This is a genomic window from Anaerococcoides asporogena, from assembly GCF_029590275.1.
Lineage (GTDB): Bacteria > Bacillota > Clostridia > Clostridiales > Clostridiaceae > JG1575.
The window spans coordinates 2,523,245-2,537,841 of sequence record NZ_CP120965.1 but is presented as its reverse complement, the minus strand read 5'-3'; the positions used below and the strand labels follow the sequence as shown (position 1 = coordinate 2,537,841).

The 14,597-nt window shown below is 48.6% G+C and carries 12 protein-coding genes; 9 read left to right on the top strand and 3 right to left on the bottom strand.

What is annotated here, in order from left to right:
* Position 1: 1 nt before the first annotated feature.
* Positions 2–961, bottom strand: a complete 960-nt coding sequence (locus tag P6M73_RS11670; RefSeq protein WP_277853226.1) for a hypothetical protein — start codon at positions 959–961, stop codon at positions 2–4.
* Positions 962–1,499: 538 nt separating this feature from the next.
* Between P6M73_RS11670 and gcvT the strand changes: the two genes are divergently transcribed.
* The 7 genes from gcvT (at position 1,500) to thrS (ending at position 10,668) form a co-directional block, all read left to right on the top strand.
* A complete protein-coding gene (gene gcvT / locus P6M73_RS11665) occupies positions 1,500–2,588 on the top strand; it encodes a glycine cleavage system aminomethyltransferase GcvT (RefSeq protein WP_277853225.1) in 1,089 nt (362 codons plus the stop codon).
* 88 nt (positions 2,589–2,676) lie between these two features.
* Positions 2,677–3,063: a glycine cleavage system protein GcvH gene (gene gcvH, locus P6M73_RS11660; protein WP_277853224.1), complete on the top strand. Its 387-nt coding sequence runs from the start codon at positions 2,677–2,679 to the stop codon at positions 3,061–3,063.
* A 3-nt stretch (positions 3,064–3,066) separates the two neighbouring features.
* The gene (gcvPA, locus tag P6M73_RS11655) at positions 3,067–4,407 is read left to right on the top strand and encodes an aminomethyl-transferring glycine dehydrogenase subunit GcvPA (protein ID WP_277853223.1); all 1,341 of its coding nucleotides are present in this window, start codon (positions 3,067–3,069) and stop codon (positions 4,405–4,407) included.
* Complete coding sequence (gene gcvPB, locus P6M73_RS11650) at positions 4,408–5,943, top strand: aminomethyl-transferring glycine dehydrogenase subunit GcvPB (protein WP_277853222.1); 1,536 nt, start codon at positions 4,408–4,410, stop codon at positions 5,941–5,943. It abuts the gene before it with no gap.
* On the top strand, positions 5,944–7,323 hold the full coding sequence (lpdA, locus tag P6M73_RS11645) for a dihydrolipoyl dehydrogenase (RefSeq protein ID WP_277853221.1): 1,380 nt from the start codon (positions 5,944–5,946) through the stop codon (positions 7,321–7,323).
* A gap of 580 nt (positions 7,324–7,903) precedes the next feature.
* Complete coding sequence (locus P6M73_RS11640; RefSeq protein WP_277853220.1) at positions 7,904–8,377, top strand: GNAT family N-acetyltransferase; 474 nt, start codon at positions 7,904–7,906, stop codon at positions 8,375–8,377.
* A gap of 362 nt (positions 8,378–8,739) precedes the next feature.
* A complete protein-coding gene (gene thrS, locus P6M73_RS11635) occupies positions 8,740–10,668 on the top strand; it encodes a threonine--tRNA ligase (RefSeq protein ID WP_277853219.1) in 1,929 nt (642 codons plus the stop codon).
* 228 nt (positions 10,669–10,896) lie between these two features.
* Here thrS and tnpC read toward each other — a convergent pair whose 3' ends face one another.
* Together tnpC and tnpB are read right to left on the bottom strand one after the other, a co-directional pair.
* Positions 10,897–12,552: an IS66 family transposase gene (tnpC, locus tag P6M73_RS11630; protein ID WP_277853218.1), complete on the bottom strand. Its 1,656-nt coding sequence runs from the start codon at positions 12,550–12,552 to the stop codon at positions 10,897–10,899.
* A gap of 87 nt (positions 12,553–12,639) precedes the next feature.
* Positions 12,640–12,957: an IS66 family insertion sequence element accessory protein TnpB gene (gene tnpB / locus P6M73_RS17020; RefSeq protein ID WP_489666503.1), complete on the bottom strand. Its 318-nt coding sequence runs from the start codon at positions 12,955–12,957 to the stop codon at positions 12,640–12,642.
* Positions 12,958–13,246: 289 nt separating this feature from the next.
* Between tnpB and ppaX the strand changes: the two genes are divergently transcribed.
* Both ppaX and P6M73_RS11620 read left to right on the top strand, forming a co-directional pair.
* Positions 13,247–13,906: a pyrophosphatase PpaX gene (ppaX, locus tag P6M73_RS11625; protein WP_277853217.1), complete on the top strand. Its 660-nt coding sequence runs from the start codon at positions 13,247–13,249 to the stop codon at positions 13,904–13,906.
* Positions 13,903–14,592, top strand: a complete 690-nt coding sequence (locus P6M73_RS11620; protein ID WP_277853216.1) for a DUF3267 domain-containing protein — start codon at positions 13,903–13,905, stop codon at positions 14,590–14,592. Before ppaX ends, P6M73_RS11620 begins: the two co-directional genes overlap by 4 nt.
* Positions 14,593–14,597 lie beyond the last annotated feature (5 nt).

The window sequence follows — 14,597 nt, the reverse complement described above, 5'->3', positions numbered from 1 at the left end:
ATTAATTGTGAGTTCGAGGGGGCGCGATCTGGATCAGGTTGTCCTTTCCGGGGGCGGTCAGGGCTTTATCGATTTCCGCTGCCAGTGACAGAGTGTTGATCAGACGTGGGGGAATCTGGTATTTGACAAAGCCGCCTGCAGGCTGTTCGAAGTAAAGATAAATATCCTGAAACTGATACCCCAGGGCACAGGTATCATTTAACAGACGGGCTGCTTCCTGACCAATCGGAAAGCTGGCGGGCTGATCTTTGAAGATATAGAGATCAAGGCTTTTGAGAAAGATCGAAGAGTTGGGCTCAAAGGGTTGATCCAGTTTCGTTTTCGGAATATTATCCGGATATTGTTCGTAGGAGACATCCAGATTCATTTGCTTAAGCGGGACCTGCTGAGTGGAGTGTTGATCGAGAAGGGCTTGAAATTCATAGCGCCAGCGGTTCATCGTACTGTGGCGCTCGATAACATCGCGATGGAAGGAGTCGAACACTTTGATTCCGTCATAATACAGTGAGAAAACCGTATCGATGCTCTCCTTTGAATAGGCTTTGGCCTGTTTGAAGGTTTTGCCTTCTTTCTGATAATCCAGAATGTCCGCTACCCGGAAGGTGTACTCCGGATAGTTCTCCTGCAGGTATTTCTGAAAGACGGGCCGAAACGATTCATTGGCCTTAATCGTATTGTCAGTGAGGGTAGTCAAATCACGGGGAACAGGGACCAGGGGATGACTTTTGGGATTTTCCTTGCAGTAGTGTGCCGGATCACTGAGGATGCCGCTGGTTATGACCACAGGGGTTGTGGTCTTTGTCTGAGCGGTTTTCGGAGAGGTTCCCCTCGTCCCGGTGCTGCCGGAAGCAATGGAGGGGTTCGACTGCTCCGTAGCGGTTGAGGGAGCGGTATTTAAATTACATCCGGGCAGACTAAGCAGCAGCAGGAGAATCAGAGTCCAGGAATAAAGGTGTTTCATAGATTTTCTCCATCGTTCATCAATTATAGATTGCTTGCGATTTGCGCTTTGAACAGGACGGAATGCACAAAAAGGGTGAATGAGTTGCTGAACCGGCCGGTTGGAATGCATGAAATCGTTACAGGTACGATTTTACCACGAATCAGGGTCTTTCTGTAAGCAAAAGAGAATGGAACCATGAGAAGGTTGGGTTTTATTCATTTTTATGCACTGTCTATTAATATGTTATATAATAAACAATTAAATTTCTGATTGACAAAGTCTTGTTTATCGCGGGTTTTCGCCCCCTGAGGCAGTTCATCAATTATTAAATTTTGGCTACTGTATTTTAAATACCGTTAACAATTCATTTAAATATTATCCTGGAAACGTTCGTAAATGGCATGAACAGCCAATTCAGGCGATTGTATAATGTGTGACAAGCATTTTATATTAAATTGTGTCAAACCTATTGAAAATTGGCAAACAGACCACTCTTCAATATAATTGAAATGAGGCTTGTAAAAACCCGATTATTTATTCATCAATGGAGGTTAAAATGGAAGACGTAAAAAGAACGCCAGTCTACGAGTCCTACGCAAAGTACGGTGGCAAAAACGTAGCTTACGCAGGATGGGAAATGCCCGTGGAGTACATCGGCCTGGTGCCTGAGCACAACAAAGTGCGCACAGATGCAGGCATCTTCGATGTTTCCCACATGGGAGAGGTTACCGTGAAAGGTAAGGATGCGCTGGCTTATATTGACCACCTTGTTACGAATGACGTAACGAAGCTGGTTGACGGACAGTGCCAGTACAACGTTTTATGCTATCCTGACGGCGGGGTTGTGGATGACCTGATCGTCTATCGGTTTGGACCGGAAGATTTCCTTCTGGTTATCAATGCCGGCAATACGGATAAAGACTATGTCTGGTTCAAGGAACACCTTGATGGCTATGACGTTGTCATTGAAAATGTCTCTCCGGAAACCGGACAGGTTGCTGTTCAGGGACCAAAAGCTGAGGAATATGTCCAAAAATTAACCGATACGGATTTATCCCAGATTGCCTTCTTCCATAACAAGAAAGATGTCAATATTGGCGGAATCAACTGCCTCGTTTCCAGAACCGGCTACACCGGCGAAGATGGCTTTGAAATCTACTGCCACAAAGACGAAGTTGCCAAGCTCTTTGAAATGATCGCTGATGCAGGGGTTCAGCCCATCGGTTTAGGCGCCAGAGATACACTGCGCTTCGAAGCCAACCTTCCCTTGTACGGTCAGGAATACGATGAGACGATCTCACCTCTGGAAGCCGGCTACGGATACTTCGTCAAGCTGGATAAGGAAGGAGACTTCATCGGCAAGGAAGCTTTGAAAAAGCAGAAAGCTGAAGGACTCAAGAGAAAGATTGTCGGATTTGAAATGGCAAAGGGCAGCCCGCGTCATGGTTACGATGTTTACAAGGGCGATAAGAAAATTGGTGTAGTCACTACCGGATACATTTCTCCGTCCCTGGGAAAAGCCATTGGAATGGCACTGGTTGATATCGAAGAGTCCGAAATGGGCAACACCTTTGACATCGCAGTCCGCAACAAGAGAATGCCGGCCACCGTTATCTCCAGAAAATTCCTCAAAAAAGATAAATAAATCTTAACATTTTTCTAGGTTTACAAGGCATCTGATGATGAGATAGAATCAAATTTATAAAAACATAAATAAAAGGAGAACTTGAATTATGGAAAACGTAAAAGAAAATCTTTATTACACGAAGGATCATGACTGGGTAAGAGTAGAGGGAGATAAGGCTTATGTTGGTCTGACCAACTATGCACAGCATCACCTCGGATCCATTGTTTACGCGGAAGCTCCGGAAGTTGACGCTGAATTCGCTAAAGGCGATGCTTACGGCGTTGTAGAATCCGTTAAGGCTGCTACCGATGTCAACATGCCAGTATCCGGCAAGATCGTTGAAGTGAATGAAGAAGTTGTTGACGCTCCGGAAAAATTCAATGAAGATCCATGGGGCAACTGGTTTGTTGCCGTAGAAATGAGCGATAAGGCAGAACTCGAAGAACTGCTGTCCGCTGAAGACTATCAGAAGCTGCTCGACGAGGAGGAATAAGATTTGAAGCATCCATATCTTCCGGGTACCGACAAAGACCTGGAGATTATGCTCGATCGAATCGGCGTATCCTCAGTAGATGCGCTCTTTAAGGCAGTGCCGGCAAACGTCAAGCTTCAGGAAGACCTGAAGCTTGACCCGGCAATGACCGAGATCGACGTAAGACGCAAAGTCGGTGCTATGGCTAATAAGAACAAGTCCATCGACGACCTGACCTGTTTCCTTGGAGCAGGTTCTTACGATCATTACATCCCATCAACCGTGAAACACATCATTTCCCGTTCTGAATTCTACACGGCGTACACGCCTTATCAGCCGGAAATTGCCCAGGGTACCCTTCAGGGTGTCTGGGAATATCAGTCCATGATGTGCATGCTCACGGGCATGGATGTATCCAATGTTTCCATGTACGACGGCCCGACCGCTGCGGCAGAGGCAGCCATGCTGGCTACGGGATCACAGCGCCGGAACAAGATCCTTGTTTCGGAAGGTGTTAACCCGGAAACCCGTCAGGTGCTGGAATCCTACCTGAGATCCCGTGATGTCGAAATCGCCTACGTTCCACTGACTGAAGACGGACAGACGGATACCGCGAAACTGGCAGATCTTCTGGATAAGGAAATCGCCGGATTGGTGGTAGGCTATCCAAACTTCTATGGAATTGTTGAGGATTTCAGCGAAATCGTGGAAAAAGTTCACGCCAACAAGTCACTGTTCATCATGCAGATTGACCCGCTGGCAATGGGCTTATTGAAGACTCCAGGTGAAATCGGAGCCGATATCGTTGTTGGAGAAGGCCAGTCCCTGGGCCAGAACCTGAATTACGGCGGACCGGTCCTTGGTTTCATGAACATAACAGAAAAGCTGGTGCGTAAAGCTCCCGGCCGTATTATCGGACGTTCCATCGACGTGGATGGCAATCCCGCATATGTGCTGACTCTGCAGGCCAGAGAACAGCACATCAGAAGAGAAAAAGCCACTTCCAATATTTGCTCCGACCAGACTCTCAACTCCATTGCTGCCGCTGTGTATCTGGCCAGCATGGGACCAGAGGGCATGAAGGAAGCTGCCATTCAGTCTGCTCAGAAGGCACACTATCTGGCGAAAAAGCTGGAAGCCACCGGAAAGTTCAAAATGAAATTCAATGCTCCGTATTTCAAGGAATTTGTCATGGAAACGGATCTTGACGCTGGTAAAATGAATGAAGAACTCTTAAAGCAAGGCATGCTGGGCCCCCTGAGTCTGGATTCCTGCGGCCTGCCGGGAGCTGTTCTCTTCTGTGTGACGGAGAACCGGTCCAAAGAAGAGATGGATAAGCTCGTAGCAGCTTTGGAGGTGATCTAGATGTTTGATAAATACGGAAAAACAATATTTGACCTCTCTCAGGAAGGCAGACGCGCGACCACACTTCCGAAGCTGGATGTGGAAGAACTGGCACTGGATGATATGATTCCGGCCAATCTGCAGCGGAAAACAGAGCTGAACCTGCCCCAGGTCACTCAGCTGGATGTAATGCGCCACTATACGCTTCTGTCCAAGCTGAATTACTCCGTGGACGCCGGATTCTATCCGTTAGGCTCCTGCACCATGAAGTACAACCCTAAGATTAACGAAGACATGGCAGGACTTCCCGGATTTGCCAGACTTCATCCCTATCAGGATGAGTCAACGGTACAGGGAGCACTGGAAGTTCAGTACAAACTGAGCAAAGCACTTTGTGAAATCGTCGGAATGGATGCAGTGACCCTACAGCCGGCTGCCGGTGCGCACGGTGAAATGACCGGTCTGATGCTGATCAAGGAATACCATAAGAGACGCGGCGATACCAAGCGGACCAAGATCATTGTTCCCGATGCGGCTCACGGAACCAACCCGGCTTCCGTATCCGTGGTAGGGTTCGATGTTGTTGAAGTTCCTTCCACCAAGGAAGGCGATGTGGATCTGGATGCACTCAGAGCAGTAGCCAATGATGAAGTGGCCGGTCTGATGCTGACAAACCCCTCCACCCTGGGAGTTTTTGAATCCAACATCATGGAAATCGCTAAGATCATCCACGACTGCGGCGGACTGATTTACTATGATGGAGCCAACCTCAATGCCATCATGGGTAAAGTACGTCCTGGCGATATGGGCTTCGACGTTCTCCACATGAATCTCCACAAGACCATGTCAACGCCTCACGGCGGCGGCGGCCCCGGAGCTGGTCCGGTTGCCTGCAAGAAGGAGCTCGCTCCCTACCTGCCAGTGCCAATGGTCACCTACAATGAGGCGGAAGATAAGTACGGCTGGGATTATGACCGTCCTGAATCGATCGGCAAAATCAAGGGCTTCTTCGGAAACTTTGGTGTGCTGCTGAGAGCTTACGTCTACATCTTGTCCATGGGCAGAGATGGCCTCAGGAAAGCATCCGAAGATGCGGTTCTTAATGCCAACTACATCAAGTTCTCCCTGAAGGACGACTACAAGATCATTAATGAGAACCCGACCATGCACGAAGTTGTATTCGCCGGACTCAAGGACAAGTCCACCGGTGTCTCAACGCTCGAAGTTGCAAAACGTCTGATCGACTATGGATTCCATCCACCGACGATCTACTTCCCGCTCATCGTCGATCAGGCTCTGATGGTTGAACCGACTGAAACAGAATCCAGGGAAACCATGGATCACTTTATCGGCGCCATGAAGCTGATTGCCGAAGAAGCCAGAACCAACCCGCAGATCTTTAAGACGGCTCCTCACAACACCCCGGTTCGCCGGATCGATGAAGTTGCCGCTGTTAAGAATCCGATCCTGAAATGGACACCGGATCTTAAGAAGGAGCTCGGAGAGGATTATGCAACAAAGCCGGTCGCCTGTGCGCCGGACACTGAAGGTAAATAAATGGGTAAAAAGATCGCGATCATCGGAGCCGGTCCCGGCGGATACGTCTGTGCCATTCGGTTTGCTCAGCTGGGGGCTGATGTCACCCTGTTCGAGAAAGACCGCATTGGCGGGACCTGCTTGAATCGCGGCTGTATCCCAACCAAGGCGCTGCATCGCAGCGCCGAGGTTTTTCATGATACATTGCACGCGATGGAATACGGAATTGAAGTAGAAGGAACCCCGAAGCCCAATGGCGACAAGATCTTCGAACGCAAGGCCAATGTCGTGGAAACTCTTGTTTCCGGCGTGGAACATGTGGTCAAGGCAAATGGTGTCCGGGTGATCCTGGATCAGGCCAGACTGGGTGAGGGAATGAAAGTTCACTGGAGTGAAGGAGAAGAACAGTTTGACAATATTATTATTGCCACTGGTACCGTTCCCTCGACTCCGCCCATTGAAGGCGCAGACCTGCCTGGACTGCTGGATTCGGACAAATTGCTGGCAATGAAGGAAATTCCTGAATCCATGATCGTTCTTGGCGGATCGGTTGTGGCGATGGAGTTCGCCTCAATTTATGCGACACTGGGTACGAAAGTCACCCAGGCTGTAAGATCTCAGATCCTCCGTATGGTGGATACCGAGATCGTCAAGCGGGTCAAGCCCCTCTACAAAAAGCAGGGCATTGAGGTCAATGAAAAGACCACCCCGAAAAAAATCGAAAAGACGGAACAGGGCTTTAAAGTTTACTTTGATAAGAATGGCAAGGACTATGAAGTGGAAGCACAGCATGTCCTGGTCGCTCTGGGCCGGGAACCGGTTTCGAAGGGGCTTGGATTCGAAGAAGCCGGCGTTGAACTGGTAAAGGGCTCCATCAAGGTTGACCATAACCTGATGACTACCGCCCAAGGCATTTATGCCATCGGCGACATCAATGGCATTGCCTTGCTGGCTCACGCTGCCGAACACCAGGGTGTTGCGGTCGCGGAGTACATTATGGAAGGCAAGCCGGTGGAACATGTTCCGGTACCAAACTGTATTTTTACCTTGCCTGAAATCGCCACCATCGGAGCTTCCGAGGAAGAACTTAAGGCAGAAGGCATCGAGTATAAAACAAATAAGTTTATGATGGCTGCCAACGGGAAAGCCCTCGCGCTCGGTGAAACGGACGGTCTGGTTAAAATCATTACGGACATGAATAACAAACTTCTGGGTGTCCATATCTTTGGCCCGCACGCTTCTGATATGATCCATGAAGGCATCCTGGCCATCAATAAGGGGATGACAGTGGAAGACATCAAGGCCGTCATGCACGCTCATCCGACGCTTCCTGAGGCTTTCTATGAGGCAGTCTTAGGAATTGATGGCATGATGATCCACGCCCTGAATAAGAAGAAATAAGGCATCTGAGGATCGAGCGATCCGCCTGTTCGAAAAAAGTCTAAAAAAGGGATCACGGTTATTGCCGCGGTCCCTTTCCTATCTCTTGAAATGAAAATCAGATGATGAGGAGTGCTGTTCCATGGCATGACTTTTCCCAGTTCATGCTGTTCAATGGCTTTGTTTATCCTATACACGGCGGGGCAAAGCCTGGCTGTATGACTAGCTTGTTCAAAACAGTGCCTTTCAAGGCAGTGGCGTTAAGGCGAAACTTTCCAGGGGATCCTGCTTTACAGAAGAACCTGATTAAGGTTATGCTGATTTTAGAACTTAAGCATCCATGAAAGTTCCTCTCAGTGTTGCATCAGAAGAGTACAATGATTATTGAGAGAAAAATCATTGTAAGTTTGAAGGACACGAGACGTTTTGTATCGAAGAGCCACAGCTGAATCCAACAGAATGTATAACCTCTGACATTTTTCCAGGGAGATGAAACTGCGGAGAAATCAGGCTGACATCAATAGTTTTCGAGATTTGATCCGCGTCACTGAGTGTTTTTGGAACGGGGTTTGTCCATTGAAAGAAAGTTGAGAGTAATATTGTGATCATTCAAGGGGAAAAAATTTCACTGGAACCATATACATTTGATCGTTGTCATGAGGTCTTTGAACAATATATCCCAGACCCGGCAATGACTGAGGATGACTTTCATTACGACAGAGACATAATCAACCGATATTATCAGGTAAAAGTGTTGAGATCTGATCGAGTTTACTTTGGGATCTGTGCAGCCGGGAAATGTATTGGAGAAATTCAGCTGAAGCAGATTGACAAGGCGAAAAAATGCGGGACGCTGAGTATTCTGATAGCGAATGATTCATACAAGGGAATGGGGTGTGGGTCGGAGGCTCAACGTTTACTGCTGGACTACGCCAAACACGCTCTGGATCTTCGGACCATCTATGCCGATGTTGTACTCAGAAATGAGCGGAGCAGGCATATCCTGACAAAACTTGGGTTTGAACATCTTTCCGATGATGAGCAGAAGGCGTATTACCGGTATCTTGTTACCTAGTCAGGTCACTCGGGATTTAGTCGATCTGATCTTTGCGCCTGCGCGACTATTTGGATATCAGGCTTAACAATTAATTATTTTTGCGACTATTGCAAGAATCATTCCAACATAGTAGAATAATATAAGACCTAGATGGGAAAGAGTACATTCATGGCAGATTCCTAGAGAGAGATGGCAGGTGGGAGCATCTTATGAAGCCCGAGTGGAAAACCAGTCCCGGAGTCTCCGGCAATTCAATGCCGGCGCAGGAACGTGCGTTACAATCATCTGAGTTCAAATTTAGGTGGAACCGCGAGTATGATCGCCCTATGGTGGGTGGATCATTTTTTTTATCAAAAAATCAGTTTGAGGAGGAGTTACCAATGATCAAGATTACTTTACCTGATGGATCAATTCGTGAATATGAAGATGGCGTAATGCTATTTGACGTAGCGCGCAGCATCTCGGAGGGTCTGGCCAGAAATACCCTGGGCGCAGTGGTAAACGGGCAGACCAGAGGGTTGCAGGAACGAGTGAATGAGGACAGCGAAGTTCGCTTTGTGGATTTCGAAGATAAGGAAGGAAAGGCGATATTCTGGCACACCAGTGCCCACATCATGGCCTTGGCCGTTCAGAGGCTTTATCCGGATGTTAAGTTTGCCATTGGACCTGCCATTGACGACGGATTCTATTATGACTTCGATACAGAGCATCGGTTTACTCCGGAAGATCTGGAAGCCATTGAAAATGAGATGAAGAAGATCGTCAAGGAAGGCCATGAACTGGTACGGACTGAAATGCAGCGGGAAGAAGCGATCACACACTTTGAGCCCATGGGAGAAGTGTATAAAGTCGACCTGATTCGGAATCTGCCAGAGGATTCTGTCATCAGCTTCTATACCCTGGGTGAATTCATCGACCTTTGCAGAGGTCCTCATCTGAAGGATATCTCCAAGGTCAAGGCGGTCAAGCTCATGTCCATTGCCGGAGCTTACTGGCGCGGTGATGAAAAGAATAAAATGCTGCAGCGGATTTATGGCACAACCTTTGAAAAGGCCAAGGATCTGGAAGCGTATCTCCATCGGCTGGAAGAAGCCAAGCGCCGGGATCACCGGAAGATCGGCCGAGAGATGAACCTCTTCTCGATTCAGGAAGAAGGACCTGGTTTCCCGTTCTTCCATGAAAAAGGCATGATCATCCGCAATAAATTGGAAGAGTACTGGCGCCAGGAGCACATTAAAGCAGGATATGGCGAGATCAAGACTCCGATGATCCTGAATGAAGCCCTCTGGCATCAGAGCGGACACTGGGATCATTATAAGGAAAATATGTACTTTACCGAGATTGACGAGGCGGATTATGCCATTAAGCCGATGAACTGCCCCGGATCTATTCTGATCTACAAGAATGGGATGTACAGCTACCGCGATTTCCCGATGCGCTGGGCAGAACTGGGACTGGTTCATCGTCACGAGCTCTCCGGAGCACTGCATGGACTCATGCGGGTTCGGGCGTTCACTCAGGATGATGCCCATCTCTTCATGACTCCGGCCATGATCAAAAATGAGATTAAGGGTGTCATTGAGCTGTGTGACCGCATCTACAAAACCTTTGGCTTCGAATACCATATGGAGCTGTCCACTCGTCCGGAAAACTCCATGGGAACGGAAGAACAGTGGAACCTGGCTACCGACCAGCTGCGCGAAGCGCTGGAAGAACTGGGTGCAAAGTATCAGCTCAATGAAGGCGACGGCGCATTCTACGGCCCGAAAATCGACTTCCATCTGGCCGATGCCATTGGCCGGACCTGGCAGTGTGGAACCATTCAGCTGGACTTCCAGATGCCGGAACGCTTCGACATGTACTATGTAGACGACAACAGCAACCGGGTTCGTCCGGTTATGGTTCATCGGACCGTACTCGGATCCATGGAACGGTTCATGGGCATTCTGATTGAGCAGTTCGCTGGAAAATTCCCGCTTTGGATCGCTCCCGAGCAGGTTCGTCTGATCCCGGTCACAGAACGGCATCAGGAATTTGCCGCCGGCGTTGCCGCTCAGCTTCGTGAGAAAGGATTCCGGGTAAACCTGGATTCCCGCAATGAAAAAGTCGGCTATAAGATCCGGGCTGCGCAGATGGAAAAGGTTCCTTATATGCTGGTTATCGGCGATAAGGAAATCGAGGAGAATATCTTCACGGTTCGTCATTTCATTACGGATGAGCAGGGGAAAAACTTCCAGTACGAACTGTCTCTGGAAGATCTGTCGAATAAACTTCAGCAGGAGATTGACTCCAAGCAGTACTTCCTCTAAATACCAAATAGCTTAATATCACGTTGCTGAAGGCCGGATCGATCATGATTCGGCCTGTTTTCATTGGCAGTTCACCCCAAAGGTTCGACCGATACCAGCCAGATACTTAAGTGTTGCAAAACTAATTTCGAAAGTAAGCGCATTGTAGAAGACATCTTTTAACTTCCACCCACGCGCGAGAAGATGATTACCATAAGTGTGAGTATACAGCACAAAGCACCTGAACTTTTAATTGTTCAGGTGCTTTGAATTCTCTTGACGATATACTACTTTGACATGATCCGGGATCTTATCAGACCAAGGGAGGACTTCAGCCAGCTTTTCGGGGGTCTGTTTGTTCTGACTCAGTTCATCGATCAGGTATTTCAGATACTCATAGGGATGCAGGTCATTGGCCAATGCAGTTTCGACAATGCTGTAGATGACTTCACTGGCTTCAGCGCCAGCCACGCTGTCACTGAACAGCCAGACTTTACGCCCCATCACAAACTTCTTGATCCCGCGTTCGGCTCGATTGTTCGTCATTTCCAGTCTGCCGTCTTCCAGGTAGGCCATCAGGTACTTCCACTGATTAAGGCTATAGGCGATTGCCCTGCCAAGGGCAGACCTAGGCGTTACTTCTCCCTGAGTCTTATTAAGCCATGCCTTCAGCGCCTCAAGCTTCGGTTTACTCTGCTTCAGGCGTGCTTCATATCGTTCTTCAGGGGTCATATTCTTGAACTTTCGCTCCAGTTCGGAAAGCTCCTCAAAGAACATGAATCCTTCCAAGGTCTTGCTATGCAGGTTCTTCGCGGAAGGCCCCAGGCTTTTTATGGTATCCACAAACATCCGCCGTGCGTGGGCATGACAGCCGACATTGGTCACCCCAGGGATCTGGTGGTATGCCTGGTATCCATCACTGTGGAGATAACCGCTGAACCCTTCAAGGAAGGTCAGGGGATATTCCGCTGCTCGGCCCGGCTGATATTCATAGAGCCGAATCTGTTTGGATTCCAGATGTCCACTGGGATAATGCCACATATAGGACGTCTGCTGAGGGCGGCGGCCTTTCTCCTTCAACACCTGGACTTTGGTTTCGTCCGCGTGAAGTATGTCGCTTTGGACCAACTCCTGGTGCAGCAGATCATAGACGCCCCGCAGGTAGAGTTCTGCTCCGGTTATGATCCATCGAGACAAGTTCGCTCTGGAAATTTGGATCCCCGTGTTGAGCAGCATGGTCTCCAGCTGATAGATCGTTGTTCGCTCCCAGTATTTCTTGGCCATGACATAGGCCATAAGGGATGCGGAAACATAGCTCCCGGGAATGACCGGCAGCCGCTTGGGCGCTTGAACGATGGGATTGAGAACTCCCTCCTGACTGCACGGGGGACAGACATAGGAATAGGTGATATATTTCTTTTTGATGATCTGGGCCGGAATAACTTCGATTTCTATTCGCTCAGAGCTGGTCATCTGCTTCAGCTGACCATGGCAGGAGGGGCAGAACTTGTCTTTTTCCGGCAGCTCTTCGATGACTTCCACTACGGGCAGGTGGTCGAAACAGCGCTTGGATCCACCAACTTCTCCCTTGATCCGACGGGCATGGCCCTTCTTGGGTTCCTCAAGCTCCTGAGCTTCTTCCTCGATGATTGCTTCGGCTTCGTTGAAGATACCAAATGGTTCATCATTAAGTAAGCTCATCTGGCCTGCTTGTTCTTGCTTGAGCCGTTCGCTGGAAGCGCCAAACTTCTGACTGGATCCCAAGCGCAGGAGTGCTCGCATCTGTTCGATGGTCTCTTTGAGCTCTTCATTCTCCAGTTGCAGGATTTCCCACTGAGTGATGATTTCTGCCTTGCTGAACCCTTCAAGTTTAGCCTTATTAAGTTGGTTTTTTTGAGTGTTCATGCGCTTTTCCATAAGTATATTATACTTGAATCGAGCCAACAAAAAAAGCCCTGAGAACGCTGAAAAACAGCATTTCTAGGCTCGATTCTATATGACTTTTCGTGCTAAAACCTCGGAAAATCCATCTCTTTGATTGATATTCAGGCCATTCATTAACCAATCGTATTGCTCTCTTGAGATGCTCATAACTGGCAGGGTGGACTGTGGCCATTTGAACTTGCCCGATTCCAAACGCTTATACGCTAACCAAAATCCGTTAAAATCCCACTCGATGATTTTGATTTTATTATGCTGCTTGTTACAGAACATAAAGCACCCGGATGCCATCGGGTCAAGCTGGAGCTCCAGTTGAATGATGGCGGTTAATCCATCCACGGATTTCCGAAAATCGACAGGTTCGACAATCAGATATATATCAGATTCAGGCTTGAATCCCCGGTAATTGCTGATGATAAAACACCTCCCACTTACTTGATGTCATCATTCTCTCACGCGGAGGACATCAGAATAAGATGGGTTCTATAAACCGCTTACTTTCGAAAGGTGCAGGCTGGCGGTCGAGGAGGTGTTGGCCTGAACTGATTCTTCCTGTTCGGCACGGGCTGAGGAACTGCGGCGAAAGTTCCACCGGAGGAGAAGAATTATCTGATATAATAAGAAAGTGATAAAATCAACCATTAAGCAGGAGAAAGCAATGATTAAAGCGGTACTGTTTGACCTGGATGGGACCATCGCAGATACGAATAGCCTGATCTTCGAATCCTTCCGGCACACCTTTCGCACTCACTCGATTCAAGGAGTAAGCGATCAGGAAATCTATTCCTTTTTCGGTGAACCACTTATTCAATCGATGCGTCGATATGCCCCGGACCAGGCGGAAGAACTGGTAGAAACCTATCGACAGTATAATCAGATGGTTCATGACGACATGATCCGTCATTTTCCGGGAGTCCGGGAAATGCTGACCGAATTACAGGACATGGGGTTGGCATTAGCGATTGTAACCTCCAAACGGAGTGAAGCCGCGCTGCGCAGCTTGAATGCGCTGGAACTGAAGCGTCATTTTGAAGTGGTGGTGACACCGGAAGCTACCTTACTTCACAAACCGAATCCCGAACCGGTGCTTTACGGAGTGAAGTTATTGGGCGTTGAACCGCGACAGGCCATCATGGTGGGAGATTCCCCGTACGATCTGCTGGCTGGGGGCTCGGCCGGAACCTGGACCTGCGGGGTCGAGTACACCAGACTGAATCTTGAGATCCTGCGGCAGGCGAAGCCTGATTTTATGATTGCGGCAGCGCAGGACCTGATCCCGATTATTAACCAGTTAAACCAGGAGGAGACCAATCGATGAGAACAACTCTGCAATTGCCTGAACGGTATGAATCAACCGGAGAGCTTGATCTGTCCAAGAACCGAAGTCTGAAATGGAAGCTCAATGCTGCCGCCCTTGTCCTGATGGCAGCTTTATTTTTTATTGGGAACCAGGTTTTCTCCGTGTTTTCGCTGCTATTTGATTCAGACGCTGAACCAGCGTCCATTCCTTACATCCTGGCAAAGCTGGGAGCCATTCTGCTGATCGCGGCGTTCTATCTTCTGATCCATGAAAAGATCCATGCCATGGCCATGGAGCGTCTTTCTGCTGCCAAGGCTTCTCTCGGATTTCAGGGGACTACGGCATATGCCAGCTCCAGGGCTTATTTTTCTAAGCGGGATCACCGCATTGTCTTGCTGGCCCCGGCATTTTTCCTGACACTCCTGATCACGCTTCTTACTTTGATTCTGCCGGTTGACTGGTTCTGGGTCGGACTGTCGGCCCTGATTCTAAACCTGGCTGGTTCTGTAACCGACTTTTATGCAGCCTGGCGAGTAGGCAGAGAACCCCACAATGTCCTGGTTTTGGATTCCGGATCGAGCCAAACTTATTTTGCACCGGTTAAAACAGCAGCGGCAACTGTTCCGGTCCAACGGAAACGAGTGGTATCAGAAGCCAAGCAAAAACAGATGGAACGAATTTACGGCAAAAAGCGAAAAAAATGATGATT

Bases quoted from the DNA above. Each gene is read 5' to 3' on its own strand.
- P6M73_RS11670 (WP_277853226.1), bottom strand. From the start codon at position 961: ATGAAACACCTTTATTCCTGGACTCTGATTCTCCTGCTGCTGCTTAGT.
- gcvT (WP_277853225.1), top strand. From the start codon at position 1,500: ATGGAAGACGTAAAAAGAACGCCAGTCTACGAGTCCTACGCAAAGTAC.
- gcvH (WP_277853224.1), top strand. From the start codon at position 2,677: ATGGAAAACGTAAAAGAAAATCTTTATTACACGAAGGATCATGACTGG.
- gcvPB (WP_277853222.1), top strand. From the start codon at position 4,408: ATGTTTGATAAATACGGAAAAACAATATTTGACCTCTCTCAGGAAGGC.
- lpdA (WP_277853221.1), top strand. From the start codon at position 5,944: ATGGGTAAAAAGATCGCGATCATCGGAGCCGGTCCCGGCGGATACGTC.
- thrS (WP_277853219.1), top strand. From the start codon at position 8,740: ATGATCAAGATTACTTTACCTGATGGATCAATTCGTGAATATGAAGAT.
- tnpC (WP_277853218.1), bottom strand. From the start codon at position 12,552: ATGAACACTCAAAAAAACCAACTTAATAAGGCTAAACTTGAAGGGTTC.
- ppaX (WP_277853217.1), top strand. From the start codon at position 13,247: ATGATTAAAGCGGTACTGTTTGACCTGGATGGGACCATCGCAGATACG.
- P6M73_RS11620 (WP_277853216.1), top strand. From the start codon at position 13,903: ATGAGAACAACTCTGCAATTGCCTGAACGGTATGAATCAACCGGAGAG.